General features: G+C 66.1%; 36 protein-coding genes and 2 pseudogenes. 36 read left to right on the top strand and 2 right to left on the bottom strand.

Translation table 11 applies throughout. The features are described from left to right. Positions 1-8: 8 nt before the first annotated feature. The gene (locus FE633_RS12325) at positions 9-446 is read right to left on the bottom strand and encodes an SgcJ/EcaC family oxidoreductase (protein ID WP_212747206.1); all 438 of its coding nucleotides are present in this window, start codon (positions 444-446) and stop codon (positions 9-11) included. A gap of 65 nt (positions 447-511) precedes the next feature. On the opposite strand from FE633_RS12325, the gene FE633_RS12320 reads away from it, so the two are divergent. From FE633_RS12320 to FE633_RS12295, 6 genes are all read left to right on the top strand, one after another. Then, entirely contained in the window at positions 512-1117 is a 606-nt protein-coding gene (locus tag FE633_RS12320; protein WP_138045163.1) for a TetR/AcrR family transcriptional regulator, read from the top strand. Positions 1118-1217: 100 nt separating this feature from the next. Then, a complete protein-coding gene (locus FE633_RS12315; protein ID WP_138045162.1) occupies positions 1218-2108 on the top strand; it encodes a hypothetical protein in 891 nt (296 codons plus the stop codon). A gap of 222 nt (positions 2109-2330) precedes the next feature. After that, a complete protein-coding gene (locus FE633_RS12310) occupies positions 2331-6890 on the top strand; it encodes a DUF6531 domain-containing protein (RefSeq protein WP_138045161.1) in 4560 nt (1519 codons plus the stop codon). Positions 6891-6995: 105 nt separating this feature from the next. Next, positions 6996-7709, top strand: coding sequence for a DUF6193 family natural product biosynthesis protein (locus FE633_RS12305; RefSeq protein ID WP_138045160.1), 714 nt, complete (start codon positions 6996-6998; stop codon positions 7707-7709). A gap of 106 nt (positions 7710-7815) precedes the next feature. Next, positions 7816-8139, top strand: coding sequence for a hypothetical protein (locus FE633_RS12300; RefSeq protein ID WP_138045159.1), 324 nt, complete (start codon positions 7816-7818; stop codon positions 8137-8139). Between the two features lie 27 nt (positions 8140-8166). Beyond that, complete coding sequence (locus FE633_RS12295) at positions 8167-8754, top strand: hypothetical protein (RefSeq protein ID WP_246113570.1); 588 nt, start codon at positions 8167-8169, stop codon at positions 8752-8754. Here FE633_RS12295 and FE633_RS48295 read toward each other — a convergent pair. Next, positions 8717-8938: pseudogene (locus tag FE633_RS48295) on the bottom strand (ATP-binding protein); the annotation flags it as partial. The gene FE633_RS12295 and the pseudogene FE633_RS48295 overlap by 38 nt on opposite strands. Positions 8939-8945: 7 nt before the next feature. On the opposite strand from FE633_RS48295, the pseudogene FE633_RS49205 reads away from it, so the two are divergent. The 30 genes and pseudogenes from FE633_RS49205 to rplR all read left to right on the top strand — a co-directional run. Next, a pseudogene (locus tag FE633_RS49205) lies at positions 8946-9071 on the top strand (RHS repeat-associated core domain-containing protein); the annotation flags it as partial. Positions 9072-9095: 24 nt separating this feature from the next. Then, on the top strand, positions 9096-9563 hold the full coding sequence (locus tag FE633_RS12280) for a DUF3990 domain-containing protein (protein ID WP_138045157.1): 468 nt from the start codon (positions 9096-9098) through the stop codon (positions 9561-9563). Continuing rightward, a complete protein-coding gene (locus FE633_RS12275) occupies positions 9560-9907 on the top strand; it encodes a hypothetical protein (RefSeq protein WP_138045156.1) in 348 nt (115 codons plus the stop codon). The genes FE633_RS12280 and FE633_RS12275 overlap by 4 nt, the downstream gene beginning before the upstream one ends. Positions 9908-9953: 46 nt before the next feature. Further along, on the top strand, positions 9954-10403 hold the full coding sequence (locus tag FE633_RS12270) for a hypothetical protein (protein WP_138045155.1): 450 nt from the start codon (positions 9954-9956) through the stop codon (positions 10401-10403). A gap of 54 nt (positions 10404-10457) precedes the next feature. Continuing rightward, entirely contained in the window at positions 10458-11414 is a 957-nt protein-coding gene (locus FE633_RS12265) for an SUKH-3 domain-containing protein (RefSeq protein ID WP_138045154.1), read from the top strand. 111 nt (positions 11415-11525) lie between these two features. Further along, positions 11526-11780, top strand: a complete 255-nt coding sequence (locus tag FE633_RS12260; protein WP_138045153.1) for an RNA-binding protein — start codon at positions 11526-11528, stop codon at positions 11778-11780. A 36-nt stretch (positions 11781-11816) separates the two neighbouring features. Beyond that, the gene (locus tag FE633_RS12255) at positions 11817-12323 is read left to right on the top strand and encodes a hypothetical protein (protein ID WP_138045152.1); all 507 of its coding nucleotides are present in this window, start codon (positions 11817-11819) and stop codon (positions 12321-12323) included. A gap of 8 nt (positions 12324-12331) precedes the next feature. Next, positions 12332-12796, top strand: a complete 465-nt coding sequence (locus tag FE633_RS12250; RefSeq protein WP_138045151.1) for a hypothetical protein — start codon at positions 12332-12334, stop codon at positions 12794-12796. 17 nt (positions 12797-12813) lie between these two features. After that, positions 12814-13281, top strand: coding sequence for a hypothetical protein (locus FE633_RS12245; protein WP_138045150.1), 468 nt, complete (start codon positions 12814-12816; stop codon positions 13279-13281). Between the two features lie 238 nt (positions 13282-13519). Further along, positions 13520-13972, top strand: coding sequence for a hypothetical protein (locus FE633_RS12240; RefSeq protein WP_138045149.1), 453 nt, complete (start codon positions 13520-13522; stop codon positions 13970-13972). A 6-nt stretch (positions 13973-13978) separates the two neighbouring features. Then, positions 13979-14278, top strand: coding sequence for a hypothetical protein (locus FE633_RS12235; RefSeq protein WP_138045148.1), 300 nt, complete (start codon positions 13979-13981; stop codon positions 14276-14278). A 58-nt stretch (positions 14279-14336) separates the two neighbouring features. Next, positions 14337-15344 carry a hypothetical protein gene (locus tag FE633_RS12230; protein WP_138045147.1) on the top strand — a complete coding sequence of 336 codons (1008 nt, stop codon included), beginning with the start codon at positions 14337-14339 and terminating at the stop codon, positions 15342-15344. 517 nt (positions 15345-15861) lie between these two features. Then, positions 15862-16170 carry a 30S ribosomal protein S10 gene (gene rpsJ / locus FE633_RS12225; protein WP_003948644.1) on the top strand — a complete coding sequence of 103 codons (309 nt, stop codon included), beginning with the start codon at positions 15862-15864 and terminating at the stop codon, positions 16168-16170. Between the two features lie 16 nt (positions 16171-16186). Then, positions 16187-16831, top strand: a complete 645-nt coding sequence (rplC, locus tag FE633_RS12220; RefSeq protein ID WP_119102585.1) for a 50S ribosomal protein L3 — start codon at positions 16187-16189, stop codon at positions 16829-16831. Positions 16832-16839: 8 nt separating this feature from the next. After that, complete coding sequence (gene rplD, locus FE633_RS12215; RefSeq protein WP_119102584.1) at positions 16840-17496, top strand: 50S ribosomal protein L4; 657 nt, start codon at positions 16840-16842, stop codon at positions 17494-17496. Next, positions 17496-17918 carry a 50S ribosomal protein L23 gene (gene rplW, locus FE633_RS12210; protein ID WP_138045146.1) on the top strand — a complete coding sequence of 141 codons (423 nt, stop codon included), beginning with the start codon at positions 17496-17498 and terminating at the stop codon, positions 17916-17918. Before rplD ends, rplW begins: the two co-directional genes overlap by 1 nt. 40 nt (positions 17919-17958) lie before the next feature. Then, complete coding sequence (gene rplB, locus FE633_RS12205; RefSeq protein ID WP_138045145.1) at positions 17959-18795, top strand: 50S ribosomal protein L2; 837 nt, start codon at positions 17959-17961, stop codon at positions 18793-18795. Positions 18796-18807: 12 nt separating this feature from the next. Further along, entirely contained in the window at positions 18808-19089 is a 282-nt protein-coding gene (gene rpsS, locus FE633_RS12200; RefSeq protein ID WP_010986346.1) for a 30S ribosomal protein S19, read from the top strand. Between the two features lie 41 nt (positions 19090-19130). Next, on the top strand, positions 19131-19478 hold the full coding sequence (gene rplV / locus FE633_RS12195; RefSeq protein ID WP_119102581.1) for a 50S ribosomal protein L22: 348 nt from the start codon (positions 19131-19133) through the stop codon (positions 19476-19478). After that, on the top strand, positions 19478-20320 hold the full coding sequence (rpsC, locus tag FE633_RS12190) for a 30S ribosomal protein S3 (protein ID WP_138045144.1): 843 nt from the start codon (positions 19478-19480) through the stop codon (positions 20318-20320). The genes rplV and rpsC overlap by 1 nt, the downstream gene beginning before the upstream one ends. A 5-nt stretch (positions 20321-20325) precedes the next feature. Then, positions 20326-20745, top strand: a complete 420-nt coding sequence (rplP, locus tag FE633_RS12185; RefSeq protein ID WP_119102579.1) for a 50S ribosomal protein L16 — start codon at positions 20326-20328, stop codon at positions 20743-20745. Then, a complete protein-coding gene (gene rpmC, locus FE633_RS12180; protein WP_003974259.1) occupies positions 20745-20969 on the top strand; it encodes a 50S ribosomal protein L29 in 225 nt (74 codons plus the stop codon). The genes rplP and rpmC overlap by 1 nt, the downstream gene beginning before the upstream one ends. After that, positions 20969-21256, top strand: a complete 288-nt coding sequence (gene rpsQ, locus FE633_RS12175) for a 30S ribosomal protein S17 (RefSeq protein WP_030039759.1) — start codon at positions 20969-20971, stop codon at positions 21254-21256. The genes rpmC and rpsQ overlap by 1 nt, the downstream gene beginning before the upstream one ends. A gap of 178 nt (positions 21257-21434) precedes the next feature. Further along, a complete protein-coding gene (rplN, locus tag FE633_RS12170; protein ID WP_003998823.1) occupies positions 21435-21803 on the top strand; it encodes a 50S ribosomal protein L14 in 369 nt (122 codons plus the stop codon). A 2-nt stretch (positions 21804-21805) separates the two neighbouring features. Further along, positions 21806-22129 (top strand): 50S ribosomal protein L24, encoded by a 324-nt coding sequence (rplX, locus tag FE633_RS12165; RefSeq protein WP_030046380.1) that lies wholly within the window; start codon positions 21806-21808, stop codon positions 22127-22129. Next, positions 22129-22686, top strand: coding sequence for a 50S ribosomal protein L5 (rplE, locus tag FE633_RS12160; protein ID WP_138045143.1), 558 nt, complete (start codon positions 22129-22131; stop codon positions 22684-22686). The genes rplX and rplE overlap by 1 nt, the downstream gene beginning before the upstream one ends. 5 nt (positions 22687-22691) lie before the next feature. Then, a complete protein-coding gene (locus tag FE633_RS12155; RefSeq protein WP_003948630.1) occupies positions 22692-22877 on the top strand; it encodes a type Z 30S ribosomal protein S14 in 186 nt (61 codons plus the stop codon). A gap of 211 nt (positions 22878-23088) precedes the next feature. Continuing rightward, the gene (gene rpsH / locus FE633_RS12145) at positions 23089-23487 is read left to right on the top strand and encodes a 30S ribosomal protein S8 (RefSeq protein WP_004984520.1); all 399 of its coding nucleotides are present in this window, start codon (positions 23089-23091) and stop codon (positions 23485-23487) included. Positions 23488-23511: 24 nt separating this feature from the next. Beyond that, positions 23512-24051: a 50S ribosomal protein L6 gene (gene rplF / locus FE633_RS12140; RefSeq protein WP_138045142.1), complete on the top strand. Its 540-nt coding sequence runs from the start codon at positions 23512-23514 to the stop codon at positions 24049-24051. A 3-nt stretch (positions 24052-24054) separates the two neighbouring features. After that, the gene (gene rplR / locus FE633_RS12135; protein WP_138045141.1) at positions 24055-24438 is read left to right on the top strand and encodes a 50S ribosomal protein L18; all 384 of its coding nucleotides are present in this window, start codon (positions 24055-24057) and stop codon (positions 24436-24438) included. Positions 24439-24460 lie beyond the last annotated feature (22 nt).

The raw sequence follows: 24460 nt of genomic DNA, 5'->3' as shown, positions 1-24460 counted from the left end.
GCTGTCCTTTACGAGTCCGTGCGGTGCCAGTCCTGCGGGGACAGGCGGCCCAGGTCCTCGTCACGAGCTGTGAAGTCCGCCAGGCTCGTCCGTCCGGTGTTGTGGAAGGACAGGATCTGACCGTGTCGGACGATCTTCGTCTGGATGGCATGCCATTCTCCTGCTCGCGGTCCGTCGGGGACTTGCAAAGTCGAGCTCGTGTGGATCAACAGGACGTCGTCGCTGATCGGGCGGCAGTCCATGCGCCGGATCTCGAGTCGGCTGTCCTTGTAGATGGTGTCGAAGATCTTCTGGTGTTCCGCGGCGATTACCTGTCGGCCGCGCTGCACTCGTCCCACCACGTCGACGAAGTCCGCGTCCTCGGCGAAGTTCGCGGCCCACGCGGCGCCATCGCCCGCGTTCCACGCGCGTGTCATCTCGGCGATGATCTCGTCCACGGTCATCATCAAGCTCTCCTGATAGACTAGAACAGCAATCTATTAGTTGGAACATCGTTCTAGGTGGAGCGTACATGCCAGCCGACCTGCCCGGCATCATCCGGTTGCGCGATCGGCGTGAGGCGCTCACTTTGCGCACGATCCTCACCACGGCGCGCCGGCTGTTCGCCACACACGGCTATGCCCGAACACCAATCCGCCTCATCGCGAAGGAAGCGGGAGTTGCTCCGCAGACCATCTACGCCCACTTCGGTTCCAAGGCGGGCGTCCTTGCCGGGCTCGTCGATTTGATGGATGAAGAAGCCGGCCTGCCGGACCTGATGGCCCAGTCGCAGGAGGTGGAGGAACCTGTCGAACTGCTCGGCCTGCTGGCCCAGGCCAGCCGCCAAGTCAGGGAGCGCTGCGGGGACATCGTCACGATCCTCAGTTCGGGCGCCGCCGTCGACTCGGACATCGCGGCCACGCAGGCCGAAGGGGCTCGACGCAACCGGCTCGGCGTCGAAATGATCATCGATCGCATTCGCGGCACCGGTTGCCGCACCCACCCCAAGGCGGCCGATATCGCGGTCGCGTTGATGAGCGCCGAGGTCCACGACAGCCTCGTCCGAGATGCCGCATGGTCTCACCGAGAGTACGAAACCTGGCTCAAGCACACCCTGGTTGCAGCGCTGCTGCCCTGAGGCGTCGAACCTCCACGGTCAGTTCGGCCCAGACTCGTGCCGACGGTCGCTGGCCGATTCGTCCAAGCCTGACGTGGCCGCCGGATGACACGGTTCTCGTATGAGCATCCACCTGGGTCGCGCGGACGCGTTCATGGCCTCGCACGCAAGAGTTCTCGATCGGCGTCGCTTCGAGGCCGTCACCACCGACAGCGACGCCGCTCGCCAGGCGATCAACCGCGGACTCGACGCCTATCGAAACCCCGATGGGGGCTACGGATGGGGGCTCGAACCGGACCTTCGCGCCCCGGAGAGCCAGCCCGGGGCGGCCCTGCACGCGCTCGAAGCGCTTGCCGATGCCGGCCCTGCGACCTCCCCGCACGCCACCGCGCTTCTCGACTGGCTGAACTCCGTGACGCTTCCCGACGGCGGCCTGCCCTTCGCGCTCCCGGTCAGTGATCCCGTGGCGTGTGCCCCGTTCTGGGTTCACGCGGATCCTGCGGAGTCGTCGTTGCAGATCACCGCTGCCGTGGCGACGCAGGCGCATCGCGCCGCGCGCTGGGACGAGTCCGTGCGAGACCATCAGTGGCTGGCGACGGCGACACGGTACTGCTTCGACGCGATCCGCCGGATCGACGAAGCCCCCTTCGCCTATGTGCTCTCCTTCGCGCTTCAACTCCTCGACATCGCCTCTGATACGCACCCGGAGGCGAGCGAGCTGCTTGACCACCTCGGACAGTTCGTCCCGAGGGACGGGGCGTTCGCCGTCGTCGGCGGGGCGGAGGGCGAGACGCTGCACCTTCTCGACTACGCGCCCGAACCGGGGCGCCCGATCCGTAACCTGCTCGATTCCAAGGCCGTGTCGAAAGACCTCGACCGACTGGAACAGGGGCAGCTCCAGGACGGAGGGTGGGCGGTGGACTTCCTCAGTTACTCAGACGCGGCCTCCCTGGAATGGCGGGGATACGTCACAGTCGGCGCGGTCGCCGTGCTGCGCATGAATGGACGCTGACGCAGCGCGCGCCCGCGTGTTCCCGGGCCTTGCGCCCACGGGCCGGATACCGTGAGCGCTTCCGCCTGGGTGAGAGCGCGGCGAACGAGACAAAACCTCGTGCGCAGTCGTTCTGCCTTCGTGAGGTGCGCCTCGCACCCCCTGATTCAGATCCGCCCCTCCTGTAAATTCGCTGCTGCGTACGGTTGTTGCCGACGAGGCTGGCGTAACGGGGGCTGCGTGATGGCGGGTTATCGGCCGACGGACTGGCATGTCCTGGACTTGGAGAAGGATCCGACGCCGGGGGATCCGGACCGGGTGCGGTCTTTGGCGAAGAGCCTGCATGACTTCGCCGATGATGTGCAGGACGCGCTGCGGCTGGTGAAGGGGATGGCGGAGGAGGAGGCCGTCCTGACGTGGGTGGGCAAGACCGCCGAGGTCTTCCAGGACGAGTTCTCCGGCGTTCCGAAGAACCTGAAGAAGCTCAAGAAGTCCTACGACCTCGCCGGTGACGCTTTGGCGGCGTACTGGCCCAAGCTGGAGCGCGCCCAGGCACTGGCCGACAAGGCGCTCGCCAAGGGCCGTGAGGCGCAGGCCGATCTCTCCTCCGCCAAGTCCCGCCTTTCTACGGCCGATTCATGGGTGAGTCGCGCCAGCAAGGAGGCGGACAAGTACAAGGACGACAAGAAGGCGGGCAAGGACGTCCCGAAGCCGGACGAGGACAAGGTCCGCGCCGCCACCCGGGACGCGCAGAACGCGGAGTCCGCGCAGACGTCCGCGCAGTCGGACGTCAACTCGGCCCAAAGTGCCCTGGACGCGGCGAAGAAGATGGCCGCCGACGCCCGCCAGATGCGCGAGGACGCCGCCGGCGAGGCGAAACGCAAACTCGACGAAGCCTCCGACGCGGGTATCCAGAACCGTAAGTGGTACGAGGAGGTCGGCGATTGGTTCGAGGACAACTGGGACACCATCGTCGCGGTCTGCAAGGTCGTCGTCGCCGTCCTGGGCGTCATCGCGATGATCATCGGTGGACCGATCCTCGGCGCCATCGTCCTCATCGCCGCGCTCGTCGTCCTCGCCGACACCCTCAACAAATACGCGAAGGGGCAAGCTTCCCTCTGGGATGTGGCCTTCGCTGCCCTCGACTGCATCCCCGGCATGAAGGGCCTGACCAGCCTCCGAGGGCTTGCCAAGGGCATCAAGGGGCTCAAAGGCGGCCTGAAAGGCATGGCGGCCGGCGTACGAGGACTGAATTCCGCCCGAAGCGCCCTCACCAAGGGCGCGAAGGGCGCTTTCAACCGTCTCAAGACCGCGATCAAAGGCTGCGGTGACCCCGTCGACGCCGCCACGGGGCAGATGTTCCTTCCCCAGACGGACATCGCCCTGCCCGGCACGCTCCCACTCGTCTTCACCCGACGGGCCGCTTCCAACTACCGCACGGGCTGGTGGTTCGGGCCGTCCTGGTCCTCCACCATCGATCAGCGCCTCGAAATCGACGAGGAGGGCATCGTCTTCGTCACCGAGGACGGCATGCTCCTCGAGTACCCGCACCCCGAGGCTCCGGACACCACGGTGATGCCCGTGGCGGGCCCACGCTGGCCTGTGGCCCGTCTGGATGACGGCGGCTACCGCATCACCGACACGATCAGCGGTCACAGCCGCTACTTTGCCCCGCCCGGTGACGGCGTGGCCCTCCTGAAGCGGATATCCGACCGCAACCACAACACCATCGACTTCGACTACGACGAAGACGGCACCCCTCTCGCGATCCGGCACTCCGCCGGTTACCACATCCAAGTGACGGTGGACGGCGCACAGGTCACCGCGCTGAGTCTGGTCGGCGCCGGTGAGGGCGGCTCAGACGTCGTCATCAAGCGCTACGGCTACACCCAGGGCAATCTCACATCTGTCGTCAACTCGTCCGGGCTGCCGCTGCGGTTCACCTACGACGAGCGGCTGCGCGTCACTTCCTGGACCGACACCAACGACAGCCGCTACTCGTACACGTACGACGACCTGGACCGCTGCGTCGGCCAAGGAGGCGAGGCCGGCCACATCAAGGGGAGTTTCACGTACGACGCGACGGACCCTGCCTGGCCCGGCTGTCGCGTCACCACGTTCCGCACGGCGGACGGCTCCGCGTGGCAGTTCGTCATCAACGACAACTCCCAGGTCGTCGCCGAGATCGACCCGCTTGGCAACACGGTCGGCACCGTCTACGACGCCGATCATCACGTGGTGTCCTGGACGGACGCACTTGGTCACACGACCGGCTACGTGAACAACGAGCTGGGGCAACCCATCGAGGTGAGGCGCCCGGACGGCGCCGTCACCCGCTACACCTACAACGACCTGCACCTCCCCAGCGAAGTGGCGCTGCCGGATGGCTCGTCCTGGCGGCAGACCTACGACGAGCGCGGCAACTGCACCAGCGTCACCGACCCGTCCGGGGGCACCACCCGCAGCAACTACACCGACCGTGGTCACCTCACGGCGTTCACCGACGCGTTGGGCCACACCACCAGGGTGCGCTGCAACGCAGCGGGGATAGCGGTCGAGGCCACTGACCCTCTGGGCGCGATCACCAGGTGGGATCGCGATGCCTTCGGACACCCCATTGCCGTGACCGACAGCTTGGGGCGTGCCACGCACCGCACGTGGACGATCGAGGGCCTGCCCCTCAGCCGTACCGCGCCGGACGGCTCGTCCGAGACCTGGACCTATGACGGCGAGGGCAACTGCCTGAGCCACACCGATCAGTTGGGGCAGACGTCCCGCTTCGAGTACACCCACTTCGACCGGATGGTGGCCCGTACGGCCCCGGACGGAACCCGCTACGAGTTCACCTACGACGCGGCGCTGCGCCTCACGCAAGTCACCAACCCACAGGGCCTGAGGTGGACTTACGCATACGACGCCGCCGGACGTGTGGTTTCGGAGACGGACTTCGACGGCCGCACCCTCATCTATGCGCACGACGAGGCCGGTCGGCTCGCCTCACGAACCAACGGAGCTGGGGAGACCGTCAGGTTCGAGAGGGACGAGCTCGGTCAGACGATCCGCAAGGACGCCGCCGGGGCTCTCACGACCTTTACGTACGACGTGCTCGGCCACCTTGTCCGGGCTGTCGGGCCAGACAGCGAACTCAGCCTGCAGCGGGACCAGTTCGGGCAGATTCTCACCGAGACGGTCGACGGCCGCACGCTCACCCACCGCTACGACGGATTGGGACGCCGCGTCAGCCGCACCACTCCCTCCGGTGCGACCAGCACTTGGACCTACGATGCAGCAGGTCGCCCCACAGGGCTCAATGCCTCAGGCCGCGCCATCGCCTTCGAGTACGACACGGTGGGCCAGGAGCGGGCACGGCACGTGGGCGGCACCGTCACGATTGCCCACGTCTTCGACGAACTGGGCCGTCTCACCGCCCAGTCGGTGACGACGGCCGACGGCCGTTCCGTACAGAACCGTGCCTACGCCTACCGTGCCGACAACAGCGTCACTGGCGTGGCCGACCAGTACTCCGGCACCCGTCAGTACGACCTGGACTCGGCGGGTCGCGTCACCGCCGTACGCGCCGAGCAGTGGGCCGAACGCTACGCCTACGACGAGGCGGGCAATCAGACCGAGGCCGCCTGGCCCGTCCGCCATCCCGGACAGGAAACCACCGGCCCACGCGAGTACACGGGCACCCGCATTCGCCGAGCCGGCGCCGTGCGCTACGAGCACGACGCGCAGGGCCGCGTCGTCCTGCGGCAGAAGACGCGTCTGTCCCGGAAGCCGGAAACCTGGCACTACACCTGGGACGCGGAGGACCATCTCACGGCAGTGGTCACGCCGGACGGGACGCGATGGCGCTACCGGTACGACCCTCTCGGCCGCCGCATCGCCAAGGAGCGATTGGCGGCCGACGGGGAGAGCGTCGCCGAGCGTACGGTCTTCTCCTGGGACGGCACCACTCTGTGCGAGCAGACCACCGAAGCCGCGGAACTGCCCCGCCCCGTCACGCTGACCTGGGACCATCAAGGGCTGCGCCCTGTCGCGCAGACGGAACGCATCACGGCGGTCGCGGACGCCCCGCAAGCGGAGATAGACAGCCGCTTCTTCGCCATCGTCACCGACCTCGTCGGTACACCCAGCGAACTCGTCGACGAGAGCGGGGAGGTGGCGTGGCGCTCGCGTTCCACGCTCTGGGGCACCACCGCATGGCCGTCGGACAGCACGGCCTACACACCGCTCCGCTTCCCAGGCCAGTACTTCGACCCGGAGACCGGCCTCAACTACAACCACTACCGCCAGTACGACCCGGAAACAGCCCGCTACCTGTCCCCCGATCCCCTGGGGCTCCACCCGGCCCCGAACCCCTTCACCTACGTCACCAATCCCCTCACCTGGGCGGATCCCCTTGGTCTCGCAGCTTGCGATGTGGCCTTGGGATACCAATGGGCGGGCACCAAGAAGTTCGCGGAGGACCGGGGCCTCAAACACTTCCTCAACCTGAGTCAGGAGGAATGGAGGGGTCCGGTCCTGAAGGCGATTCAGGATGGCTCGGTGAAGCTTCACGTGAACATGAATGGATTCGCCGGAGGCTTCGATGGAATGGCGAAGAGGGGTCTCGGGATTGAGAAGGCGGATTTGATTCATGCGACCGAAGAGGAGATGGGGTGGATAGCGAGAGCAGTGAAGCATGGGCACCGGGACTGGGATAGCATTACGTGGTACGACGATGCTGGAAAGGTCCGCACTGATGTACCTGAGCCCGACTGGGAAAACTTCGGTAGAGTGCGCGACTTCATTCTCTGACACTCTTGCGTTCCTATTTGACCGGTGGATGCGAGAGAACCTGCTGTTATCATCTGAAGCTGCAATTATTGCCCTTGCTGGTCGATCTGAAAGGCTCTCCCTGACATGGCGTCTGATGACGGCACCTCCCCTCGGGAAATCTCAGATTTCTTGGACTCCTCTTTGTATCCGGATCTTGTCGAGCTCGGCGGTCTGACGGCGGCTTTGACACATGTGGCCCGCGAGTCAGGGATTGATCTGGGCTCGGTCGGTTCGGCGAGCTCGAACCGAATGGGTCACCTCGTGACGGCCCGCGTGGAATCGGATCGCGGTCCTGTACTGATTCACGTGGGATCGCAAGTACGTTGGTTCTCCATGAGCATGAACGGTGACGTGCGCCCGTGGGCGGAAGGAGGCACCGACGACCTCCACGCTGCGGTGAAAGCCATCGACGCATGGCGTAACGACGCGACCCTCAGCGAACTGAAGTCCCGGTTCCCATTCATGGATTACGACGAACTCGCCCAGGCGATGGAAAGCGGCGACCACGTCGCCACCCAGTGGCGGCTGATCCTGCGTGATGAGGACCGACCCGTTCTCCGAGAGCTACTGCTGGAGGTTTATGCCCACACCCGACTCCGCACTCTGTTCCCCTCCTTCAGTATGGGGACTCTCCGCCTTACCCGAGACTTCACCGACCGCAGCGCGGGCCAGGTCTGGATCGCCCCCTTGAAGGACGGGCGCTACCGCGTCGAATCGACGACTTCCGGTGAGCGGGTCGAGGTCGAGTCGGTGGACCAAGCCATCGCCACAGCGGATTCGTTCCTGGCTCAGCCGTAAGGGCGCCGGACAGTTGCCAGCCTCTTCGTCTGCCGACGCTCCTGAGGACACCCACGTACGAGTTCTCTCCCGGTCCTCCCGCACCTTCCGGTTGTGGCGTTACGGCGTGGGTCACTCCCAGCTCCTGCTCCGCGCCACCCCCGACAGCGACGAGCCCCGCTGCATCGATCTACACTTCGAAGGCGTCGCCGCGGTCCAACTCGGCACCCGGTACGTCGCTCCCGAGGTATGCCTCGGCACCGACGAGGAGCGCGCGGTACTGGAGGCCCTGGCTCAGTCGGGGGCAGGACCGCGCCACATCGCCCTCGCCCTGCGCACCGAGACGGGCACCGGCCTGGTGCTCTGCAGAAGAGTCCGCGTCCTGCGGGGCGGTACGGATCCCTTCGGCGAGCTCGAGAACAGCGAGGTGCTGTGGAGCCATCGCGCGTGATGGCACCCTCGTCCCGAGAGGAGGGCCATGGTGAGACCCGCGGTCGGGGCGGCTTTGCGCCGCTGCGCGGAATGCGGCGGGTACGAGTACGGCGGTGCACCTGCCTGTACCTCTTGTCGCGAACTGGTGGACGGCATCGTGGACGAGGAGTGGTCTGCCTTTCTGCGCGACTGGGACGCCGGCGGCGACCAGGAAGTCGCGCTCGCCGAGATGGTGACGGCCGAACCGGACCGTCACGACTGGCGGGTGGTCGACGCCGCGCTCGACAGACTGGTCTGCTCCGGATGCGGTGACCGGCTCAGCCGCGGCCCCGTCGACTGCTCCGCCTGCGACCTGGCTCACGGCTTCCGCTATGCCGCGATCGAGACGGACCGGCCGGGTGTCCCACCGGGCAATGAACACGCCGTCCGGGTCAACGTTTCGGTCGTGCGTCGGCCGCAGGGCAACTCCGAGAACGAAGTCCTCGTCCGGCGCCTGGTGCTACCGGTGCTCCTGGTGGGTCTTTTGCCGACCACCGAAGAGGCCCAGCGGGTGAGCGCCCTGATCAAGAGAAGCTCCCCAGCACAGAAGCCCGTCCTTATCGAGCAGGCCATCGAGGAAATGCTCCGAAGGTGAGTTCGGCCCAGACCGTCTTGCGCGGCGCGGGACCGGACGTCACGCCCCAGCGATCGGCGAGCGCCTCGACGAGCACGAGCCCGCGCCCCGACTCGGCCTCAGGTGAAGGGGGTTGGGGGCGGGGGACCGGTCGGTCGCCGCGTGTGTCGGTCACCTCGATACGGAGGGTTCCGCCGGTCACGTAGAAAACGCTGCACTACAACCACCACCGCTACTACGAGCCTGGCACGGCCCGTTACTTGAGCCCCGACCCCTTGGGCCGGACACCGGCGCTGAATCACCACGCGTATGTGAAGAATTCCCTGCAGTGGTTGGACCCTCTGGGGCTCAAGGCGCCGTGCATGGTGGATCTCTATCATGGGACCTTCGGGCGTGCTGCGGACAGCATCATCAATGACGGAATCAATCTCGCAGTGAGTGATCGTGCGATGGGCTTCGGCAAGGGTGGTTTCTATGTGACGAATGATCCCAGGCAGGCGATAACATGGGCCAAGAGGCTGGCCAAGGGTAAGGGTGATATTCCTGCTGTATTGCACTTCCGAGTCCCGAAGAGTGAACTGGACAACTTGAACAGCAAGATATTTGATGGTCCGAGTGATGAACTTGCTTCCTTCGTGAAGCACCATCGAAACGAGGGTGCTATGCACAACTATGAACTCGTGGAAGGGCCAATGCTGAGAAATCCCGGAAGCTTTAAGCGTGGTAAGGCTGATCCTATTTTCTTCGGCCATCAGGTGGCGATCTATTCGGACCGGGCGGCGGAACTCTTCAATAATTCATTCTATCGGAGGCTTGGGCCGGCATCATGAGAACCGAAGAATTTCTTACTCGCCTCGACGATGAGATGCTCGACTATTTTCGGGAAATGGTCGATGTGTTGATGGAGCGTTTCAATGTATCGCGGGCGGAGGCCGTCGCCAGAATCAACGAGAGGTACGCAGGCGAGGATATCAGCGGCATGAATCAGGACTTCATGTGCCACGAGATGCCGGAATTCTGGGCCTACCACCTCTACTTCAAGCCCACGCAGGACGCACGGCCGCTTCCCTCAGGTGACCCCAACGTGGACGGCGACCTCTCGGAGTGGGAGATCCGCCCGCTGCCGCCCAAGGACTCGCCGGTGTGGACCCTCCAGGACGAGTCGGACGGTTGATGCCGCTGAGGAAGCGGCGCCGGAAAGCAGGGCCGTGTGGAACGAGTTGCCGGAACCTGTCCTCGATGCCATAGCCGCGTGCGATGCGGAGCGGCTGGAGGTGGAGCGGTCGCGGCTCGCGCCGGAGCTGCGGGAGAAGATCACGGCTCCGGTGTACTCGGTGGCGGACAGGTTCGCGTCCTGGGAGCGGCTGCTGCGCCGGATGGAGCCGGGCTGGTCGAGTGAGGACTTCTATCCCGTCAGTGCGTACGGCAACGACCTGGACTCCCGGGACTCCCGGGACTCGCTGGACGAGGTGATGCACGCACTGCCCGCGGAGGTGCGTGAAGGCGCGTTAGGGCGGCTGCTGGCGCGGCTGGACGCGCGCTTCTGTGCCGCGAGCGTCCCGGACCCGGAGCGCTCCCTGCGTCCCTGGGTACGTCCGACGAACGAGAAGCCCGAAGCCGAGCTCGCGGAGTGGTGGAAGCGTAAGCCGGTGTGCGAGCCCTGGGACTGAGCGCACGCGTGGAGGGGCTCTCAAGCACTTCGAAATTGCGACGGTGACCTGGAGATGAGTGACGAACTCCGACCGGTTTGGTCAGCGTTGACCTACCGTGTGTTGCGGTCAGCCGCGTGGCACCCCGACCGCTCGGTGCCCATAGGGGATTGGGAAAGCGCCTTGCGCGAGCACGGCGGCTTTGAGATCCATGATGCGGCGCGGCGATTCCTCACTGAGTTCGGCGGGTTGAAGACCGATGAGTGGACACCGGGTCCGGTCATGCCGCAATCGCCGTTCCGGTTCGATCCGCGCGTAGCCGAGGGCGAAGGCGATACCTTTGCCAAGCTCAGCCAGCAGGCCGGGACGTACCTTTACCCCATTGGCCATGCCGACAGCGGCAACAGCTATCTAGGCATGGCTGCGAACGGGGCGGTCTACATCGGCAAGGACAGCGTCGAACTGCTGGCGGACACCGCTTACGAGGCGATGGAGAAACTCGTCATGGAGCGGCGCACAGATGCCCCCCTGCCGTTCGTGCCGGCAGGTGACCATCTCGTGCTGCCGCACCACCCCGAACACGATCTGAGTGCCGAGATCGGGGCCCGGTGGTCCGCGGAGACCGATCGGGTGCTGCGGCTGGCGGGGTGGCACCCCGGTCGCTCGGTGTCCACCGAAGAGTGGCAACGCGTCCTGCACGAGGAGGACGAGGGCTTCGAGATGCACGATGCCGCACGGCGGTTCCTCGCCGAGTTCGGGGGCCTGGAGATCAACCAGCAAGGGCCGGGCAGGACGATGGGCCGCTCTCCGTTCCGGCTTGATCCACTCGTTGCGAAATGGGACTTCGAGATCATCGATGTCCAAAGTGAGGAAGTCGGGACCTATCTCTACCCCATCGGCGACGCCTCCCACGGCAATTTCTACCTGACCATGGATGCGAACGGGGCGGTCTACCACGGCATGGACTACGTGTACCTGCTGGCGGACACCGGCGACAAGGCTCTCGAGAAGCTCATCGAGGGAAACAAGTAACCGGGACGGCGCCGGAGCGGGGAACTGGGGCCGGCGGCTGGCTCGGTGTGAGAGCGCGGCACACAAGTAATGACTGCAGAATCTTGGCAAGAGGCGAAGCGAAGGTACCCGATGGGGTCCACGGCTCAGGGAAAGGTGAAGGACCGGTTCGGCTTCGGAGTTTTCCTGGAACTTGAGGACGCTCCCGAGGTCCACGGCTTCATCGACCTCCTGTCGTACAACCCTGACGGCACGATCAACGACCCCGATGCCGCCCCCGTCCCGCTGCCCGAGGTGGGGGAGCTCGTCGAGGGCGTAGTCGCGATGCATGTCGACCGCGACAGGCAGATCCGGATCCGAGTCGGTCTTCCGTACTGGGAGTTGTGATCCCGCGAGCCTGGAGCAAGTGGACTAGGAAACCTCATGGATCTGACCGGTCACGCGACCGACTTCGTCGTGGACTCGACGTTCCCCGTAGCCATGCGGCGTTTCGTCCGACGGCGGCACGTGTGGTGGCCAGGACTGTTCCTCCAGGGAGAACCGCTCGTCTCCGGCGCCCTGGCCGCCGACTGGTGTCTGCCAGAAGTGGGGGACGACGACTGCTCGGGCATCGTCACCTTCTCCTCCGGACAGGAGATGGAGGACTTCTGGGAGGAGTACGGCTACGCGCTCGACGCATCGGGAGAAGGGCCGTACGCGGTCTTCTATCGACTCCAACTGCAGCCGCTGCATGCGACGGAGGTGACCGGAGTGCGCTCTGCTTGCCCGGAGGGCGCGACGGTTGTCGAGAGAACAGGGCTTCTCCTGTCCGAGTACTTCGCGGTCAGCGTGGTCACGCCTGGGGACCCGGCGACCGATCCGTTCTCCGAGAGTGTCGTGAGCGACTTCGTGGCATCGTTCGGTGCCTCGGATCGCTCTGATCGTGGTTAAGGTCGGCTATGGCGTCAGGGTGGGACTGGGGAAGCGGCGAGGGTCTGCTGGGTATCGACGACCCCGACGACTGGGATGCTGCGTTCGAGCGCGGCGAGCCGCGTCTTGGCACAGCAGCTATCGGGTTGGCGTTCCAGTGCTCGCTGGAGGACGCGTCGCCCCGGATTGTCAGGGCGATGCAGCTGCCGGACGCCGGTCAGCGAGGGTTCGCGTTCACCGCGGCGGGCACCGCGGCGCGGCTCAACGGTGAGCTGACCCCGGAGCTGTACGCCGCACTGCGTGCGGAAGGTCGTCGTGGCTTCGCCGAGAACGCCATCGACGACACGCTGACGTTCGTGCCGTTCCGGCAGCTGCCGCCGTGGTTCAAGTGGCAGAAGGTCGCGTCAAGGGTGCGGGACAAACTGGAGACCTGGCGGCTGGAGTCCGCGTACGCGGTCAGTGACGCTTGGAAGGCCCTGCGCCGACGGCGCTGACGGAAGGGGATTCGGCCGTGGCGTCCAAGTGGGACTGGAAGACCGGCGAAGGGGTGTCGCATGTCGACGATCCTGCCGAGGTGGACGCCGCGTTCGAGCGGGGTGAGTGGCCTCTCGGTTCGGCGGTGATCGGGTTGGCCTTCAACTGTTCGCTGGAGGAGGCGTCGCCGCGCATCGTCAGGGCGATGCAGTTGCCGGACCGCGACCAGCGGGGGTTCGCATTCACCGCGGCGGGTGCCGCGGCCCGGCTCAATGGGGAGTTGACTCCGGAGCTGTACGCGGCCTTGCGTGCGGAGGGTCCCGGTGGTGTCGCCGAGCACCCCATCAGAGACACGCTGGGGTTCGTACCGTTCCGGAAACTGCCGCCGTGGTTCAAGCGGCGGTGGGTGGTGGTGACTGTGCGGAACAAGCTGGAGGGCTGGTGGCTGCGGTCAGGGGAGACGATCGCGGATGCCTGGCGAGCCCTGCGCGGACGCCGCTCCTGAGGGAGGGCTATGGCCAAGGAGTGAGCGGCACATCGCATGGGGGACGAGCGAATTGGATGAGGTGGCCGAGCTCGCGCAAGCGGTCGAAGGCACGGGGAAGCTGCAGATGAAGGGAGTTGTCCTCCTGAGCGAAGGAATCACCATCGCCTCTGCCGGAGGTGGAGCGCGGCCGGATTCGACGCGGCGGAAAGCGGGTCCCGTACGAGACGTTTTGGAAGCCGCGCCGGAAAGCAGGGCCGTGTGGGACCAGTTGCCGGAACCTGTCCTCGATGCCATAGCCGCGTGCGATGCGGAGCGGCTGGAGGTGGAGCGGTCGCGGCTCGCGCCGGAGCTGCGGGAGAAGATCACGGCTCCGGTGTACTCGGTGGCGGACAGGTTCGCGTCCTGGGAGCGGCTGGTGCGCCGGATGGAGCCGGGCTGGTCGAGTGAGGACTTCTATCCCGTCAGTGCGTACGGCAACGACCTGGACTCCCGGGACTCGCTGGAGGAGGTGATGCACGCACTGCCCGCGGAGGCGCGTGAAGGCGCGCTGGGGCGGCTGCTGGCGCGGCTGGACGCGCGCTTCTGTGCCGCGAGCGTCCCGGACCCGGAGCGCTCCCTGCGTCCCTGGGTACGTCCGATGAACGAGAAGCCCGAAGTCGAGCTCGCGGAGTGGTGGAAACGCAAGCCGGTGCGCGAGCCCTGGGACTGACGTCTGATGCAGCTGGATGACCTGCATGGTTGGTACGCCCGGTTGCGGGCCGAGTTGGACGTGGCGCGGTTCGAGGTCGGCTGGCAGGGACCGGAACCCGGCCGGGCCAAGGCGAGCGTGTGTCTGAGCGTCGACGGGCCCGAGCGGTTGGGCGAGCTGGTGGTCTGGGAGACCGGTGAGGCGCAGCTGCAGTTGGGGGACGTGGCCGGCGGGCTGGTCACCGACGAGAGGATGTGGCTGGCGGACGCGGAGCAGCTTGCGACCGCCGTGGGCAGGATGACCGCTTGGGTGGTGGGTGGGGCATGACCCGAGGTCTCGGAGGTCTTGGAGGTCCCGGCGTCCTTGCGGACCGGATAGGAGGACCATGGCTCGTACCACCCCCGAGCGCCCCGTGGACATCGAGGAAGTCATTCCCGAGCTGTCCGGATACCGCCGGCTCGGTACGCGGCTGCACCCACGGCCGGGGGCTCCCCGCCCGGACCAGAGCTCCGTAGGAGGACCGTTCCTGTGGCCCGCGGACGAGCCGTGGCCCATGTGTACGGAGCCGCACAAGCGTCGGTTCGGTGAGCGCCTCAGTGATGTCCGCCTGCGTAGGAGGATCCTCGCCGAGGCGTGGAGCCGACGACCGGGCCCCGGACAGTCCGAGGGGCCGACGGACGAGGAGTTCGAGATCCTCCGCTCGCTCCGACGAGGGCGGCACGCCCCCTGGCTGGCCGATACGGACCCGATTCCGCTGATGCCGGTGGCCCAGTTGTACACGCGCGACGTGCCCGGCCTGAGTCTGCCGGGCGATGCGGATCTGCTGCAGGTCTTCTGGTGTCCGTTCAATGCGCACGGAGAAGAGCGGAATGTCGCCGTGCACATGTACTGGCGAAAGACTTCCGACATCTCCGCGGTGCTGGCCGAGCAGCCGGAGCTGGAAGTCGTGGGTCGGGAAGAGTACGTGCCGGCCCCCTGCGTGCTGCACCCCGAGCAGATCACGGAGCACCAGTGGGGAGACCTGCTGCCTTTCTCGATCCGTGCCCGCCTCGACGAATGGGAGGACTGGGAGGACGAGGACGAGGACGCGGTCAGCTACCAGTTCGACCTCTCCGTCCCTCCTGGCTGGAAGGTTGGCGGATACGCCCCGTGGCCCCTCACCGGACCGCAGGAAATGGTGTGCGGGTGCGGGCAACAGATGGAACTCCTGCTGACGATCGACGGCAGGGAATGGGACAAGGGAACCCGCAGCTGGGTCCCGCTCGAGGACCGCGATGTGGCCGACACGGAGGCGAACACTCCGACGCAGATCGTCGTGGGGCGCGGCGGCCGGCTCATGGTCTTCGTATGCTCTTCAGACTGGTCGCATCCACACCGGGTCGTCCTGCAGTAAGGCAGGCCTCACGGGCTGCGTCGTCGGTGTCACTACCCGTTGCCATCGACGGGGGGCAGAGCAGGGGCGACAGAGCGCCGCCTGGCCCGCGTTTGACCCAGGTAACCCCCGGGGTACCCTCTACGGCTCGATTGGCCAGCTCCATGCCCCGTATGGCAGACTATCGGGGTTGCTCGGTTGAGTGCCGATGCTGCGCGCCTCCCGCCGGGAGGACCGGAAGCGAGTCCCACAGTACTCGTCGTTCCAACTGTCCCAAGGGCTGTAAGGCCCCCACGGCAGCGCTGGGGCGGACGTACGGGAATCTTCCGGGAAGTGTCAGCGGGGTACCGGCCAGGCGCCCGGTGGGTGTTTCGCCCTCGGTTCCGCGGTCGACGATCGCACCCCCTGGAAGGGATATCCCGTGTGGATATCTGTGTCAGCGAGGGAGCGACACGCCCGACCGCGTGGGTCGGAGGCAAGGCGCGTACCCCCGGGGTCGCCAGAGCGTTTTTACGAGAGACAGGACTACGGAGTAGCCATGGCGGGACAGAAGATCCGCATCCGGCTCAAGGCCTACGACCACGAGGTCATCGACTCTTCGGCGAAGAAGATCGTCGAGACGGTGACGCGCACTGGTGCGTCGGTCGCAGGCCCGGTGCCGCTGCCCACTGAGAAGAACGTGTACTGCGTCATCAAGTCGCCGCACAAGTACAAGGACTCGCGCGAGCACTTCGAGATGCGCACGCACAAGCGCCTGATCGACATCCTCGACCCGACCCCGAAGACCGTTGACTCCCTGATGCGACTCGACCTCCCGGCCGGTGTCGACATCGAGATCAAGCTCTGAGGCCGGTGATCTGAGAATGGCTAAGCAGATCAAGGGCATCCTGGGCGAGAAGCTCGGCATGACGCAGGTGTGGGACGAGAACAACCGTGTTGTTCCGGTCACCGTCGTCAAGGCCGGCCCGAACGTCGTGACCCAGGTCCGTACGAACGACGCCGACGGCTACGAGTCGGTCCAGATCGCCTTCGGCGAGATCGACCCGCGCAAGGTGAACAAGCCCCTCAAGGGCCACTTCGCCAAGGCCGACGTGACCCCCCGCCGTCACCTCGTTGAGATCCGCACGTCGGACGCCAGCGAGTACACGCTCGGGCAGGAGATCACCGCCGAAACCTTCGAGGCCGGCGTGAAGGTCGACGTCACCGGCAAGAGCAAGGGCAAGGGCTTCGCCGGTGTCATGAAGCGCCACAACTTCCGTGGCCTCGGCGCCGGACACGGCACCCAGCGCAAGCACCGCTCTCCCGGCTCCATCGGTGGCTGCGCCACCCCGGGCCGTGTGTTCAAGGGCCTCCGCATGGCGGGTCGTATGGGCAACGAGCGGGTCACCACCCAGAACCTGACCGTCCACGCCGTTGACGCGGAGAAGGGTCTGCTGCTCATCAAGGGCGCGGTTCCCGGTCCGAACGGCGGCCTCGTCCTGGTCCGCACCGCGGCCAAGGGGGCCTGAGGTAACCGATGAGCACTGTTGACATCCTTTCGCCGGCAGGCGACAAGGCCGGCACCGTCGAGCTCCCCGCGGAGATCTTCGACGTTGAGAAGGTCAGCATCCCGCTGATCCACCAGGTCGTCGTCGCCCAGCTGGCCGCTGCCCGCCAGGGCACGCACAAGACCAAGACCCGCGGCGAGGTTCGTGGTGGCGGTAAGAAGCCTTACCGTCAGAAGGGCACCGGCCGCGCGCGCCAGGGCTCGACCCGCGCCCCGCAGTTCGCCGGTGGTGGCGTCGTGCACGGTCCCGTGCCGCGTGACTACTCGCAGCGGACCCCGAAGAAGATGAAGGCCGCGGCTCTGCGCCACGCCCTCACCGACCGGGCCCGCAACAACCGCGTCCACGTCGTCTCCGGCGTGATCGAGGGCGAGGCCCCGTCCACCAAGGCCGCCAAGACCCTGTTCGGCAAGATCAGCGAGCGCAAGAACCTGCTCCTGGTCGTCGACCGGGCCGACGAGGCCGCGTGGCTCTCCGCCCGCAACCTGCCCCAGGTGCACATCCTGGAGCCGGGCCAGCTGAACACGTACGACGTACTCGTCTCGGACGACGTGGTCTTCACCCAGGCCGCTCTCGAGTCCTTCGTGTCCGGCCCGAAGGCCACTGACACCGAAGGGAGCGAGGCCTGATGGCTACCCGTCACCCCGCTATCGCCTCGAAGGCCGCCAAGGCCGCCAAGGCCGCACGCGTCGCCAAGGCGAAGCGCATCGCGACCCAGGGCAAGTTCGACGTCGAGCCGACCCCGCTGAGCAAGGGCTACACGGACCCCCGTGACGTCCTGCTCAAGCCGGTCGTCTCCGAGAAGAGCTACGCGCTCCTCGACGAGGGCAAGTACACGTTCATCGTCGACCCGCGGGCCAACAAGACCCAGATCAAGGAGGCCGTCCAGGCGGTCTTCTCGGTCAAGGTCACCGGGGTCAACACGATCAACCGCCAGGGCAAGCGCAAGCGGACCCGTACGGGCTTCGGCCAGCGTGCGTCCACCAAGCGCGCGATCGTGACCCTCGCTGAGGGCGACCGTATCGACATCTTCGGCGGTCCGACCGCCTAAGGGCGGTCCGGATCGTCCGATATCGGACGAGGACTGAGAAATGGGAATCCGCAAGTACAAGCCGACTACGCCGGGCCGTCGTGGCTCCAGCGTCGCCGACTTCGTCGAGGTCACGCGGTCCACGCCGGAGAAGTCGCTGGTCCGCCCGCTGCACAGCAAGGGCGGCCGTAACAACGCCGGTCGTGTGACCGTTCGCCACCAGGGTGGCGGACACAAGCGCGCCTTCCGTGTGATCGACTTCCGTCGTCACGACAAGGACGGCGTGCCGGCGAAGGTCGCGCACATCGAGTACGACCCCAACCGCACCGCGCGCATCGCGCTGCTGCACTACGCCGACGGCGAGAAGCGCTACATCCTCGCCCCGCGCAACCTGCGGCAGGGCGACCGCGTCGAGAACGGTCCCGGGGCCGACATCAAGCCGGGTAACAACCTGGCGCTCCGCAACATCCCGGTCGGTACCACGATCCACGCGATCGAGCTCCGTCCGGGTGGCGGCGCCAAGTTCGCCCGCTCCGCCGGTGCCTCCGTGCAGCTGCTCGCGAAGGAGGGCCAGATGGCCCACCTCCGCATGCCGTCCGGTGAGATCCGCCTGGTCGACGTGCGCTGCCGCGCCACCGTCGGCGAGGTCGGCAACGCCGAGCAGAGCAACATCAACTGGGGCAAGGCCGGCCGTAAGCGCTGGCTGGGCGTCCGCCCGACCGTTCGCGGTGTGGCGATGAACCCGGTTGACCACCCCCACGGTGGTGGTGAGGGCAAGACTTCCGGTGGTCGCCACCCGGTCAGCCCCTGGGGTCAGAAGGAAGGGCGTACTCGTTCGCCGAAGAAGGCCTCGAACAAGTACATCGTCCGCCGCCGCAAGACGAACAAGAAGCGCTAGGAGCGGGTTTAGATGCCGCGCAGTCTCAAGAAGGGGCCCTTCGTCGACGACCACCTGATCAAGAAGGTGGACGCCCAGAACGAAGCCGGTTCCAAGAACGTCATCAAGACCTGGTCCCGTCGCTCCATGATCATCCCGGCGATGCTCGGGCACACGATCGCGGTGCACAACGGCAAGACCCACATCCCGGTGTTTGTCACCGAGTCCATGGTCGGCCACAAGCTCGGCGAGTTCTCGCCGACGCGCACCTTCCGGGGTCACGTCAAGGACGACCGGAAGTCGAAGCGCCGCTAAGCGCGGGGTGAATGACCATGACAGACACTGAAGGGACAACCATGGAAGCCAGGGCCCAGGCGCGGTACATCCGCGTCACGCCCATGAAGGCCCGCCGAGTGGTGGACCTCATCCGTGGCATGGACGCCACGGAGGCTCAGGCGGTCCTGCGCTTCGCCCCGCAGGCCGCGAGCGAGCCGGTCGGCAAGGTGCTGGACAGCGCCATTGCCAACGCCGCGCACAACTACGACCACACCGACGCCGACAGCCTCTACATCTCCGAGGCGTACGTCGACGAGGGCCCGACCCTGAAGCGGTTCCGTCCGCGTGCCCAGGGCCGCGCCTACCGGATCCGCAAGCGGACCAGCCACATCACCGTGGTCGTCAGCAGCAAGGAAGGAACCCGGTAATGGGCCAGAAGGTTAACCCGCATGGGTTCCGGCTCGGTGTCACGACCGACTTCAAGTCGCGTTGGTACGCCGACAAGCTGTACAAGGACTACGTCAAGGAAGACGTCGCCATCCGTCGGATGATGACGTCCGGCATGGAGCGCGCCGGTATCTCGAAGGTGGAGATCGAGCGCACCCGTGACCGCGTGCGGGTGGACATCCACACCGCTCGTCCCGGCATCGTCATCGGCCGCCGTGGCGCCGAGGCCGACCGCATCCGCGGTGACCTCGAGAAGCTCACGGGCAAGCAGGTCCAGCTGAACATCCTCGAGGTCAAGAACCCCGAGACCGACGCTCAGCTGGTTGCCCAGGCCGTTGCCGAGCAGCTGTCCTCGCGTGTCTCCTTCCGCCGTGCCATGCGTAAGAGCATGCAGTCGGCGATGAAGGCGGGCGCCAAGGGCATCAAGATCCAGTGTGGTGGCCGTCTCGGCGGCGCCGAGATGTCCCGCTCGGAGTTCTACCGCGAGGGCCGCGTGCCCCTGCACACGCTCCGCGCGAACGTCGACTACGGCTTCTTCGAGGCCAAGACGACCTTCGGCCGCATCGGTGTGAAGGTCTGGATCTACAAGGGCGACGTCAAGAACATCGCCGAGGTCCGCGCCGAGAACGCCGCAGCCCGCGCCGGCAACCGCCCGGCCCGTGGTGGCGCTGACCGCCCGGCCCGTGGTGGCCGCGGTGGCGAGCGTGGCGGTCGCGGTCGCAAGCCGCAGCAGCAGCAGTCCGCGCCGGCTGCCGAGGCCCCCAAGGCCGAGGCTCCCGCCGCCGCTGCCGCTCCGGCTGAGAGCACTGGAACGGAGGCCTGACCGACATGCTGATCCCTCGTAGGGTCAAGCACCGCAAGCAGCACCACCCCAAGCGCAGTGGTATGGCCAAGGGTGGTACTGAGGTCGCATTCGGCGAGTACGGCATCCAGGCGATCACCCCGGCGTACGTGACGAACCGTCAGATCGAGGCCGCTCGTATCGCGATGACCCGTCACATCAAGCGTGGCGGCAAGGTCTGGATCAACATCTACCCGGACCGTCCCCTCACCAAGAAGCCCGCCGAGACCCGCATGGGTTCCGGTAAGGGCTCCCCCGAGTGGTGGGTCGCGAACGTCAAGCCCGGTCGGGTGATGTTCGAGCTGTCCTACCCGAACGAGAAGATTGCGCGTGAGGCGCTTACCCGCGCTGCTCACAAGCTTCCGATGAAGTGCCGCATTGTCCGGCGCGAGGCAGGTGAAGCGTGATGTCGGCCGGTACCAAGGCGTCCGAGCTGCGCGAGCTGGGCAACGAGGAGCTTCTGGCGAAGCTTCGCGAGGCCAAGGAAGAGCTGTTCAACCTCCGCTTCCAGGCGGCGACCGGTCAGCTCGAGAACCACGGCCGTCTGAAGGCGGTCCGTAAGGACATCGCGCGGATCTACACCCTGATGCGTGAGCGCGAGCTGGGCATCGAAACGGTGGAGAGCGCCTGATGAGCGAGAGCAACGTGACTGAAGAGACGAAGGCCGCGCGCGGCTTCCGCAAGACCCGTGAGGGTCTGGTCGTCAGCGACAAGATGGACAAGACCGTCGTCGTCGCCGTCGAGGACCGCGTCAAGCACGCGCTGTACGGCAAGGTCATCCGCCGTACGAACAAGCTCAAGGCGCACGACGAGCAGAACGCCGCCGGTGTCGGCGACCGTGTCCTCCTCATGGAGACCCGGCCGCTCTCCGCGACGAAGCGCTGGCGCGTCGTCGAGATCCTCGAGAAGGCGAAGTAATCAAGCGGGGGTTCCGCCCCCGCTGCCCCTCGCTGGGGGCTCTGCCCCCAGCGGAGGTTTTCCATCTCAAGAGGCCAAGTAATTCCTGCGGGAGCAACTCGCAGGACGGTTCCGCCAGGCTCGCAGGTTCGGCCCGAAGAGGTCCCTGCGGGAACCGGCAGACAAACAGGAGATAGACGTGATCCAGCAGGAGTCGCGGCTGCGTGTCGCCGACAACACTGGTGCGAAGGAAATCCTTTGCATCCGTGTGCTCGGTGGCTCCGGTCGCCGCTACGCGGGTATCGGTGACGTCATCGTCGCCACCGTCAAGGACGCGATCCCCGGTGGCAACGTGAAGAAGGGTGACGTCGTCAAGGCGGTCATCGTTCGCACCGTCAAGGAGCGCCGCCGTCCGGACGGCTCGTACATCCGCTTCGACGAGAACGCCGCCGTCATTCTGAAGAACGACGGCGACCCTCGCGGCACCCGTATCTTCGGCCCGGTCGGCCGTGAGCTGCGCGAGAAGAAGTTCATGAAGATCATCTCGCTCGCGCCGGAGGTGCTGTAAGCATGAAGATCAAGAAGGGCGACCTGGTCCAGGTCATCACCGGTAAGGACAAGGGCAAGCAGGGCAAGGTCATTGCCGCTTACCCGCGCGACGAGCGTGTCCTGGTCGAGGGTGTCAACCGGGTCAAGAAGCACACCAAGGCCGGCCCGACCGCCAAGGGTTCGCAGGCCGGTGGCATCGTCACGACCGAGGCCCCGATCCACGTGAGCAACGTTCAGCTCGTCGTGGAGAAGGACGGCAACAAGGTCGTCACGCGTGTCGGTTACCGCTTCGACGACGAGGGCAACAAGATCCGCGTTGCCAAGCGGACGGGTGAGGACATCTGATGGCTACCACCACCACTCCGCGTCTGAAGACGAAGTACCGCGAGGAGATCGCGGGCAAGCTGCGTGATGAGTTCAAGTACGAGAACATCATGCAGATCCCCGGCCTCGTGAAGATCGTGGTCAACATGGGTGTGGGCGACGCCGCCCGCGACTCCAAGCTGATCGAGGGCGCCATCCGCGACCTCACCACGATCACCGGTCAGAAGCCGGCCGTCACCAAGGCCCGTAAGTCCATCGCGCAGTTCAAGCTGCGTGAGGGCCAGCCGATCGGTGCCCACGTCACGCTCCGTGGCGACCGCATGTGGGAGTTCCTGGACCGCACCCTGTCGCTCGCGCTGCCGCGCATCCGCGACTTCCGTGGTCTGTCCCCCAAGCAGTTCGACGGCCGTGGCAACTACACCTTCGGTCTCACGGAGCAGGTCATGTTCCACGAGATCGACCAGGACAAGATCGACCGCGTCCGGGGTATGGACATCACCGTGGTCACCACGGCGACCAACGACGCTGAGGGCCGCGCGCTCCTTCGTCACCTCGGCTTCCCCTTCAAGGAGGCGTGAGCGAGATGGCGAAGAAGGCTCTGATCGCGAAGGCTGCTCGCAAGCCCAAGTTCGGCGTGCGTGGCTACACGCGCTGCCAGCGCTGCGGCCGTCCCCACTCCGTGTACCGCAAGTTCGGCCTGTGCCGCGTGTGCCTTCGTGAGATGGCTCACCGTGGCGAGCTGCCGGGCGTGACCAAGAGCTCCTGGTAATCCCCTTCATCAGGGATTTCAGAGGCTCTCGGTAAGTAAAGGGCTCGGTCAGGAGCCCACCCTTCCATGGCTTAGGCTTGGAGGGTTGGGCGCCTGACGCCCGTACGACTTACTACGCCGTAGGTCCACCGCGCCGCACCCGTCCCGTCTCGGATCGGGGAGAGGGATGGCGCACCAGGAAACCCCGGCGAGAGAGGCCGAAGGCCAATTTATGACCATGACTGATCCGATCGCAGACATGCTGACGCGTCTGCGTAACGCGAACTCGGCGTACCACGACTCCGTGGCCATGCCGCACAGCAAGATCAAGTCGCACATCGCGGAGATCCTCCAGCAGGAGGGCTTCATCACGGGCTGGAAGGTCGAGGACGCCGAGGTCGGCAAGAACCTCGTCCTGGAGCTGAAGTTCGGCCCCAACCGTGAGCGCTCCATCGCGGGCATCAAGCGGATCTCCAAGCCCGGTCTCCGGGTGTACGCGAAGTCCACCAACCTGCCGAAGGTGCTCGGCGGCCTCGGCGTGGCGATCATCTCCACGTCCCACGGGCTCCTCACCGACAAGCAGGCCGGCAAGAAGGGCGTAGGCGGAGAAGTTCTCGCCTACGTCTGGTAGCGGAAGGGAACGGAGGAAACAGCTATGTCGCGCATTGGCAAGCTCCCTATCGCGGTTCCCGCCGGCGTGGACGTCACCATCGATGGCCGTACGGTCGAGGTGAAGGGCCCCAAGGGCACCCTGTCCCACACCGTTGCCGCGCCGATCGAGATCGTTAAGGGTGAGGACGGCGTTCTCAGCGTCACCCGCCCCAACGACGAGCGTCAGAACAAGGCCCTGCACGGCCTGTCCCGCACGCTGGTGGCGAACATGATCACCGGCGTGACCCAGGGTTACGTGAAGAAGCTCGAGATCAGTGGTGTCGGTTACCGCGTGCTGGCGAAGGGCTCCAACCTGGAGTTCTCGCTCGGCTACAGCCACCCGATCCTGGTCGAGGCCCCCGAGGGCATCACCTTCAAGGTCGAGGCTCCGACCCGTTTCTCGGTCGAGGGCATCGACAAGCAGAAGGTCGGCGAGGTCGCGGCCAACATCCGCAAGCTCCGCAAGCCCGACCCGTACAAGGCCAAGGGCGTCAAGTACGAGGGCGAAGTCATCCGCCGCAAGGTCGGAAAGGCGGGTAAGTAAGCCATGGCATACGGTACGAAGATCGCTAAGGGCGACGCTTACAAGCGTGCCGCCATCAAGCGCCGCCACATCCGGATCCGTAAGAAGGTCTCGGGTTCGGCAGAGCGTCCTCGTCTGGTCGTGACGCGCTCGAACCGCCACATCGTGGCCCAGGTCATCGACGACATCAAGGGTCACACCCTGGCGTCGGCGTCGACCCTGGACACCACGATCCGCAGCGGCGAGGGTGACAAGTCCGCGCAGGCCAAGCAGGTCGGCGCCCTGGTCGCCGAGCGTGCCAAGGCTGCCGGTGTCGAGGCCGTCGTGTTCGACCGTGGTGGCAACCAGTACGCCGGGCGCATCGCCGCCCTGGCGGACGCCGCCCGCGAAGCCGGGCTCAAGTTCTGAGCCTGCCGTAGCTAGCGGAAAC

Origin of the sequence: Streptomyces montanus, from assembly GCF_005786655.1 — a bacterium.
GTDB classification, from domain to species: Bacteria; Actinomycetota; Actinomycetes; order Streptomycetales; family Streptomycetaceae; genus Streptomyces; species Streptomyces sporangiiformans.
Note: the sequence above shows the minus strand (reverse complement) of the source record. Positions and strands in the feature narration are given on the sequence as shown.

What these genes read in the sequence shown, in the direction of transcription:
- FE633_RS12325 (WP_212747206.1), bottom strand. Translation starts at nt 446, where the DNA reads ATGATGACCGTGGACGAGATCATCGCCGAGATGACACGCGCGTGGAAC.
- FE633_RS12320 (WP_138045163.1), top strand. Translation starts at nt 512, where the DNA reads ATGCCAGCCGACCTGCCCGGCATCATCCGGTTGCGCGATCGGCGTGAG.
- FE633_RS12315 (WP_138045162.1), top strand. Translation starts at nt 1,218, where the DNA reads ATGAGCATCCACCTGGGTCGCGCGGACGCGTTCATGGCCTCGCACGCA.
- FE633_RS12310 (WP_138045161.1), top strand. Translation starts at nt 2,331, where the DNA reads ATGGCGGGTTATCGGCCGACGGACTGGCATGTCCTGGACTTGGAGAAG.
- FE633_RS12305 (WP_138045160.1), top strand. Translation starts at nt 6,996, where the DNA reads ATGGCGTCTGATGACGGCACCTCCCCTCGGGAAATCTCAGATTTCTTG.
- FE633_RS12295 (WP_246113570.1), top strand. Translation starts at nt 8,167, where the DNA reads ATGGTGAGACCCGCGGTCGGGGCGGCTTTGCGCCGCTGCGCGGAATGC.
- FE633_RS12280 (WP_138045157.1), top strand. Translation starts at nt 9,096, where the DNA reads ATGGTGGATCTCTATCATGGGACCTTCGGGCGTGCTGCGGACAGCATC.
- FE633_RS12275 (WP_138045156.1), top strand. Translation starts at nt 9,560, where the DNA reads ATGAGAACCGAAGAATTTCTTACTCGCCTCGACGATGAGATGCTCGAC.
- FE633_RS12265 (WP_138045154.1), top strand. Translation starts at nt 10,458, where the DNA reads ATGAGTGACGAACTCCGACCGGTTTGGTCAGCGTTGACCTACCGTGTG.
- FE633_RS12260 (WP_138045153.1), top strand. Translation starts at nt 11,526, where the DNA reads ATGGGGTCCACGGCTCAGGGAAAGGTGAAGGACCGGTTCGGCTTCGGA.
- FE633_RS12255 (WP_138045152.1), top strand. Translation starts at nt 11,817, where the DNA reads ATGGATCTGACCGGTCACGCGACCGACTTCGTCGTGGACTCGACGTTC.
- FE633_RS12250 (WP_138045151.1), top strand. Translation starts at nt 12,332, where the DNA reads ATGGCGTCAGGGTGGGACTGGGGAAGCGGCGAGGGTCTGCTGGGTATC.
- FE633_RS12235 (WP_138045148.1), top strand. Translation starts at nt 13,979, where the DNA reads ATGCAGCTGGATGACCTGCATGGTTGGTACGCCCGGTTGCGGGCCGAG.
- FE633_RS12230 (WP_138045147.1), top strand. Translation starts at nt 14,337, where the DNA reads ATGGCTCGTACCACCCCCGAGCGCCCCGTGGACATCGAGGAAGTCATT.
- rpsJ (WP_003948644.1), top strand. Translation starts at nt 15,862, where the DNA reads ATGGCGGGACAGAAGATCCGCATCCGGCTCAAGGCCTACGACCACGAG.
- rplC (WP_119102585.1), top strand. Translation starts at nt 16,187, where the DNA reads ATGGCTAAGCAGATCAAGGGCATCCTGGGCGAGAAGCTCGGCATGACG.
- rplD (WP_119102584.1), top strand. Translation starts at nt 16,840, where the DNA reads ATGAGCACTGTTGACATCCTTTCGCCGGCAGGCGACAAGGCCGGCACC.
- rplW (WP_138045146.1), top strand. Translation starts at nt 17,496, where the DNA reads ATGGCTACCCGTCACCCCGCTATCGCCTCGAAGGCCGCCAAGGCCGCC.
- rplB (WP_138045145.1), top strand. Translation starts at nt 17,959, where the DNA reads ATGGGAATCCGCAAGTACAAGCCGACTACGCCGGGCCGTCGTGGCTCC.
- rpsS (WP_010986346.1), top strand. Translation starts at nt 18,808, where the DNA reads ATGCCGCGCAGTCTCAAGAAGGGGCCCTTCGTCGACGACCACCTGATC.
- rplV (WP_119102581.1), top strand. Translation starts at nt 19,131, where the DNA reads ATGGAAGCCAGGGCCCAGGCGCGGTACATCCGCGTCACGCCCATGAAG.
- rpsC (WP_138045144.1), top strand. Translation starts at nt 19,478, where the DNA reads ATGGGCCAGAAGGTTAACCCGCATGGGTTCCGGCTCGGTGTCACGACC.
- rplP (WP_119102579.1), top strand. Translation starts at nt 20,326, where the DNA reads ATGCTGATCCCTCGTAGGGTCAAGCACCGCAAGCAGCACCACCCCAAG.
- rpmC (WP_003974259.1), top strand. Translation starts at nt 20,745, where the DNA reads ATGTCGGCCGGTACCAAGGCGTCCGAGCTGCGCGAGCTGGGCAACGAG.
- rpsQ (WP_030039759.1), top strand. Translation starts at nt 20,969, where the DNA reads ATGAGCGAGAGCAACGTGACTGAAGAGACGAAGGCCGCGCGCGGCTTC.
- rplX (WP_030046380.1), top strand. Translation starts at nt 21,806, where the DNA reads ATGAAGATCAAGAAGGGCGACCTGGTCCAGGTCATCACCGGTAAGGAC.
- rplE (WP_138045143.1), top strand. Translation starts at nt 22,129, where the DNA reads ATGGCTACCACCACCACTCCGCGTCTGAAGACGAAGTACCGCGAGGAG.
- FE633_RS12155 (WP_003948630.1), top strand. Translation starts at nt 22,692, where the DNA reads ATGGCGAAGAAGGCTCTGATCGCGAAGGCTGCTCGCAAGCCCAAGTTC.
- rpsH (WP_004984520.1), top strand. Translation starts at nt 23,089, where the DNA reads ATGACCATGACTGATCCGATCGCAGACATGCTGACGCGTCTGCGTAAC.
- rplF (WP_138045142.1), top strand. Translation starts at nt 23,512, where the DNA reads ATGTCGCGCATTGGCAAGCTCCCTATCGCGGTTCCCGCCGGCGTGGAC.
- rplR (WP_138045141.1), top strand. Translation starts at nt 24,055, where the DNA reads ATGGCATACGGTACGAAGATCGCTAAGGGCGACGCTTACAAGCGTGCC.